This window comes from Desulfosarcina sp., assembly GCF_041551955.1.
In the GTDB taxonomy this organism is placed as follows: Bacteria; Desulfobacterota; Desulfobacteria; order Desulfobacterales; family Desulfosarcinaceae; genus Desulfosarcina.
In genome coordinates this window covers 1-6519 of sequence record NZ_JBFELV010000284.1, presented here as the reverse complement: position 1 = coordinate 6519, position 6519 = coordinate 1, and the positions used below count along the sequence as shown (strand labels likewise).

Annotated in this window: 4 protein-coding genes; all 4 read right to left on the bottom strand. The window is 55.6% G+C overall.

Annotated features, from left to right (window positions below; genetic code table 11):
- Positions 1-429: 429 nt before the first annotated feature.
- Positions 430-969: a permease gene (locus ABYV26_RS17935; protein ID WP_372682726.1), complete on the bottom strand. Its 540-nt coding sequence runs from the start codon at positions 967-969 to the stop codon at positions 430-432.
- 214 nt (positions 970-1183) lie between these two features.
- A complete protein-coding gene (locus tag ABYV26_RS17930; protein ID WP_155306161.1) occupies positions 1184-2098 on the bottom strand; it encodes a copper resistance protein B in 915 nt (304 codons plus the stop codon).
- Positions 2085-4034 carry a copper resistance system multicopper oxidase gene (locus ABYV26_RS17925; protein ID WP_372682725.1) on the bottom strand — a complete coding sequence of 650 codons (1950 nt, stop codon included), beginning with the start codon at positions 4032-4034 and terminating at the stop codon, positions 2085-2087. Before ABYV26_RS17925 ends, ABYV26_RS17930 begins: the two co-directional genes overlap by 14 nt.
- Before the next feature lie 55 nt (positions 4035-4089).
- A partial coding sequence (locus ABYV26_RS17920; RefSeq protein ID WP_372682724.1) for a heavy metal translocating P-type ATPase occupies positions 4090-6519 on the bottom strand: 2430 nt, incomplete at its 5' end.

The window sequence follows — 6519 nt, the reverse complement described above, 5'->3', positions numbered from 1 at the left end:
TGATGAGGTTTATAAATAGTGTTTGAACGGGTACTGGGGTTTTTTAGGCTGGCATGATCGTTTTTAGCAAACCATCCAAAGGGATTGAACTGTGTGAAGACAGTCCTAAATTCAGATAAATACACAACGATCCGATCTGTAACATGGCGGTATCAAATGACTCCGAATACGCTTACCATTTTCATATTGCCATGATAATATCATTATTTTCAAAGTTGAAAATCGTTACCTATTAAAGGATAATGAACTCGTAAAATGTCTAAATTTCAGGCATTTTTTCATTCCCGCGAAAACGGGAATCAAGAAAATTCGAATAGTTATAGATTCCCGCCTCGTGGAAATGACACATTCGGGACTTTTTACGAGGCCATCAAAGAATAGAGGTCGATCCAATTCCCATAACCATGCTCGCATTCGTCAGAAACCGCCCTAACCACTATATAGGCCGATAGCTTTAACGACAAGACCGCCTGCCAGCCAAATAGCGGCGAGTACGGAGAGGGCCTGAAGAATCCGGACGGTCAACGACGCTTCCGCGTCGCTGTGATGGTGGTCATTCCCCGCTTGTTGGCGCCACCAGAGCCAACCGAGCACTGCGCTCGAAACGATGAAAGGTATATGGAGCACCAAACCGTAGTTCAGTTTGAAAAACGATCTGTTAGTGATCGCTTTTCCCCCGCTACTGTCGGGCAATAGGTCCAAGAGTTGGAAGCCATAGTGCATCAGCAGCGAGGTGATCACCAAACACGACAGCAGCAGTCCCATGATGTACAGTGCCATCTTCCAGCCATAATATTCGGCGTTTATCCTTAGCACCGGCAACACAACCAGATCAGAGAAAATGAACGCCATCACGCCAGCGAAAATAACGCCGCGATCATATAAAAGCGCTGCCAAAGGGATGTTGCCCATCGAGCCAATGAAGGTGAAGAAGGCCGAAAGCCCAGAGGGCCATCCAGAAGAAGCCAACGCTCGTCCAGGCCGCATCGACCCATGATTGCAGGAAAAGATTCATGATTTTCAGTCTCCGGTTTTTCTTTCAGGCAACCCACGCCATGTCGAAGAATACTACCTCGCGAGAATTATAAGTTATATATTCCGATAATCTTAGAACGATCTGCGCCCGGTTGCCGAATGCGTTTTGAGCATTCGAGTTTTATCGCTTATCCCACACCCATTGTACTCAAAAGGCGAAGCGAATCCCTGTCACAAAGAACAGCTGCTCGGTGTCTGCTCCGGTAGACTTGGCGATGTTGTCGGTTTCGCCGACAAGAAACCGGTATCGGAGGCCGATGTAGGGAGCCAGTTGGCGCTTGATTTCATAGCGCAGTCGCATATCGAGATTGACATCGGTCATACCTGCTCCAAGATTTCGCTCCGAGATGTCCTGAAACGCGAAGCCAAGTTCAGTGCGGGGCTGAAGCACCAGCCGCTGGGTAAGGCGCAGGTCGTACTCGGCTTCGAGTTCAAACGTCACATCACCGTCCTCGGAGATGTATAGTGAGTTGTCCAGCTCGAACTTGTAGGGTGCCAGCCCCTGAAGACCGATCACGCCGGACCAGCGATCTTCATAATCATTCGGGTTCCAACCGTTCGCGTACTGCGCCCCGATTTGAAAGTTCCAAAACGGCGAGATCAGGCGGGCGTATAGCAGGTCGGTTTCGGTCTCGCCTTCATCAGGTCCCTCGAAGATAGCCTCACCCTCGTTTTTCCACCAGAACTTGTTGAAGTCGCCGCCGATCCATCCCTGCGCCTTCCAGCCGAGCTGGTCGGGTGTACCGTCGGCGGATAGGCGATACTCCAACTGTTCAAAAAGCGTGAAGACATACAACTGATCATCGGGGACGGGTTCGGGAAAATCATCCGGCGGCGGGCTGGCCGAGTAGTCAAGTACCTCGTCCAGTGTCATACCTTCTGGCAGCGGCGGCGCTTCGCCTCCCGGGAACGGCGAAGGCTGACTTTCGTGTTGCGCGGCCGATTCCTGGTGCATCGGGCGATTCGCGGCGATCGGCAGGTTCGATTCTTCCTGGGCAAAAGACGGTACGTTCAGTGCGATGATGGTCGCCACAAGTATGCTTTGAAGTTTAAGCGTCGACATCGATGGGGCCTCCTTTCAGCGAGCGGACCACAGCAACGGTACGGAACATGCCCGCTTCCATATGGTAGAGTATATGGCAGTGAAACGCCCACTGACCCGGCGCATCAACGGTGATGTCCACGGTCAGCAATTCAGATGGCTGGACATTGATCGTATGCTTGCGGGGATTGTCATCCAGCGTGCCGCCTGCGTAGAGGTCCATCCACATACCGTGTAGGTGAATCGGATGGCTCATCATCGTGTCGTTGATCATGTTAATCCGCAGACGTTCGCCATACTGAAAACTGATCATGTCCGACTCGGACCATTTCTTACCGTCGAACCCCCAGATGTATTTGTGCATGTTGCCGGTAAGGTGCAGGTCGAATTGGCGCGTGGGCGGCCGCCGGCCGTACGGCCGATCCAGAGCACGCAACTGGCTGTAAGTCAGAACCCGCCAGCCGTCGTCTCCGAGCCCCGCGCCGGGGTAGTCGAGTCGCCGGTAGGCCGTCTGGGCCATGGTAATACTGGCCGGGCCATGATGGTCCGGACCGTGCGCGATGCGATCGGGCAGATTTTCGGTGGGCAGTTCGCTGCCGATGGTCGCATGGTGCGGCTTGTCGGCCATGTTGTGCTCGTCAGGCATCGACATGTCGTGATCCATTCCGCCCTTTCCGTTGTCTTGCATGCTCTGCATACCCCCGTGCATCATCATGCCCATGTCGGCCATCGTCAGCATGGGCCGGTGTCGCTGCATCGGCACGGCGGCAGACATTCCCTCGCGTGGCGCCAGCGTGCCTCTTGCATACCCGCTGCGGTCCATCGTCTCAGCGAAAAGCGTGTACGCCCGATCATCCGGCGGCGTTACCACCACGTCGTATGTCTCGGCCACGCCGATGCGAAGCTCGTCGGTCTCCACCGGCTTGACGTTCTGCCCGTCGGCCTGCACGACCGTCATCGGCAAGCCGGGAATCCGGAAGTCATAGAAGGTCAGTGCCGAGGCATTGACGATTCGAAGTCGCACCTTTTGGCCGGCTCTGGCAACAAATGTCGGGTTCTCGTGCGCCGCCTTGCCATTCATCAGGTAAGTGTATGTCGCTCCCGTGACGTCGGCGATGTCGGTCGGGTCCATGCGCATTCGATCCCACGCCAACCATTTGCCGACCGCCTCGGTCAGCGACATGCCGGTCGCACTGATCTGGTCGTCAAGGTTGGACAGGGTCGGGCGCTGGAAGTTGTAATAGCCCTCCATGGTCTTGAGCTTCCACAGCACGCGATGAGGATTCTCGAACGTCCAGTCGGACAGGATGATCGAATGCTCCACGTCGTAGTCGACCGGATCGGGTTCAGCCGGTTCGAGGATGAGTTGGCCGTAATGCCCGAGCTGCTCCTGCATGCCTGAGTGGCTATGATACCAGTATGTGCCATTCTGGCGGACGCGGTAGCGGTAGGTGAAGGTTTCGCCTGGAGGAATTCCGGCGAAGCTGATGCCCGGCACCCCATCCATGGTAAACGGGAGCAGGATGCCGTGCCAATGGATCGAGGTCGATTCCGACAGGCGATTGTGAACGCGGATCAGCGCGTTCTTGCCCTCCTGCATGCGAATAACCGGGCCGGGGATCGAGCCGTTGATGGCGATACCGCGGCCGGGGCGACCTCCTACAAGCATGTCGCGGTTTTCGATATAGAGGTCGATGCCGCCGGCTGCGGTAGCGTCCAACGCACCGAACTGGCCTGCCCTCTCGATCCCGGGACGTGCGGCCCAAGCCGATCCAATTAAAGACAAGTAGCCGGTCAGGGCAGCCGAACCCGTCGTCGTGAGAAATCGGCGCCGTGTCATGGTGCCCAGCGGATGATTTCCGGGATAATATTTCAATTTAATCTCCTTTTGCATGGAGTGAATAACAGCCTGATTCAGCGGCTGGAAAGCTTGCAGTCCACTGAAATCAGCGATCAACCAATTTAAATGCAACACCGAAATAGATAGAAAGTTTGCTTGTATATTCGCATCGCTACAGCTTAACCCGCCTCAGTCGAAGGGCATTGCCCACCACGGATACCGAACTCAGACTCATAGCCGCTGCGGCAATCATCGGCGATAGCAACAAACCAAAAAGCGGATAAAGGACCCCTGCGGCGATGGGAACACCGAGTGCATTATAGAAAAACGCGAAAAACAGGTTTTGTTTGATGTTACGCATAGTGGCCTTGGAAAGCATTATGGCTCTGACAATTCCCCGAAGATCTCCTTTGACCAGCGTCACGCTCGCGCTCTCCATGGCCACATCAGTGCCAGTCCCCATGGCGATGCCGACCTGGGCCTGCGCCAATGCTGGAGCGTCATTGATCCCGTCGCCGGCCATGGCGACGATGTTACCTTGATCCTGGAGACGTTTGACGGCATTGGCCTTGTCTTCGGGCATTACTTCGGCGACAACGTCGTCGATCCCCAGCTTCTTGGCAACAGCAGCCGCAGTGACCTCACTGTCACCGGTGAGCATAACGATACGGATGCCTTCCTCGTGGAGCTTTTCCATGGCTTCGGAGGTCGTTTCCTTGATTGGGTCGGACACGCTGACGATCCCCGCAGCCTCACCATCGATGGCCACGAACATGGCTGTCTTACCTTCATCGCGCAGTTTCCGGACCTCGTTGTCCAAGTTGTCGGGAACAACCTCGAATTCCTCGAGCAGTCTTCGATTTCCCAGCAGCACTTTTTTTGCGTCTATAATTCCGGAAACCCCTTTACCGGTGTGGGAAGCGAAATCTTCCGCCTTTTTCAAATCCACCCCACGATCCTCGGCACCAGATACGATGGCGGCGGCCAGCGGATGCTCGCTGCTGCGTTCCAGACCGCCGGCATAGGCGAGCAGATCCTTTTCGTTCCACCCGTCGGCAACGATGACGTCTGTCAGCTTCGGCTTACCCTCGGTAAGGGTTCCGGTTTTGTCTACCACAAGGGTGTCAACCATGCGCATCGTCTCGATGGCCTCGGCGTTTTTAAACAGGACACCCAACATGGCACCTTTTCCGGTGGCCACCATGATCGACATGGGGGTGGCAAGACCCAATGCACAGGGGCAGGCGATGATCAGCACCGACACGGCCGCTATCAGAGCGTAGGCCATGCTGGGTTTCGGTCCAACCCACGACCACACCAGAAAGGAGACGACCGCAATGCCGATGACCGCCGGAACGAAATAGGCGGCGACGACATCGGCTAGTTTCTGAATGGGGGCCCGGCTCCGTTGGGCCTCGGCCACCATCTTGACGATCTGGGACAATACGGTGTCCGTACCGACCTTCTCCGCCCGGATGACCAGTGCCCCTTTATCGTTGACCGTGGCCCCGATCACCGAATCGCCCTCTTTTTTTTCGATGGGTATCGGTTCTCCCGTGATCATCGACTCATCTACGTTGCTTTTACCCTCGATCACCGTGCCGTCCACCGGTACTTTCTCACCAGGCCGTACCCTCAGCCGGTCATCTACCCGGATTTCGTCCAAGGGCACGTCCTTTTCTGTACCGTCTTCCTCAATGCGCCGTGCGGTCTTGGGCGCCAGCCCGAGCAACGCTTTGATGGCGGCGCCAGTGCGGCTGCGCGCCCTTTGTTCGAGCATCTGGCCGAGCAACACCAGGGTGACGATCACCGCTGATGCCTCGAAATAGACCCCCACTGTGCCGTCATCCGCCCTGAAAGCACCAGGGAAAATATCAGGAAACATTACCGCCACGACGCTGTATACATAGGCTACGGCGGTACCCAGACCGATGAGGGTAAACATGTTCAGATTCCAGGAAACGACTGACTTCCAGGCCCGCACGTAAAATACCCATCCTGCCCACAACACCACCGGCGTGGCCAACGCGAATTCTGCCCAGTGTAGAAAAACGCTTCCGAAGACCTGCTCCAAATTGCCCAGACCAAAGAAATCCCTCATGGCGATGATCATCACCGGCAGCGAAAGTGCCGCCGAAAACCAGAAGCGGTTGCGCATGAACCGGTATTCATGGCTCTCTTCCTCGTCAGTCGCCATGGTTTTCGGTTCCAGGGACATGCCGCACTTAGGGCATTCCCCCGGGTCATCCTGAACTACCTCGGGATGCATCGGACACGTGTATTGCACCTTTTCTGATTGGATGGCGGGTGTGTCTGGCTCTAACGCCATACCACACCTGGGGCAGTCTCCTGGGCCGTTCTGGCGGATTTCCGGATGCATGGGGCAGGTGTAGACGGCACCCTTTGCGCTAACCGCTTCCGAGGCTCTACGTTTGCTCTCTGCCTCAGAAGACAGATAACCATCCGGCTCCGCCTTGAACTTTTCCAGGCAGTGGTCACTACAAAAATAAAAAGTTGTTCCCTCGTGATCGTGGGGGATGTACTCGTCAGGCGATTTGGTGCTCATACCACAAACCGGATCGGTTACCTTCTCTTCAACTGC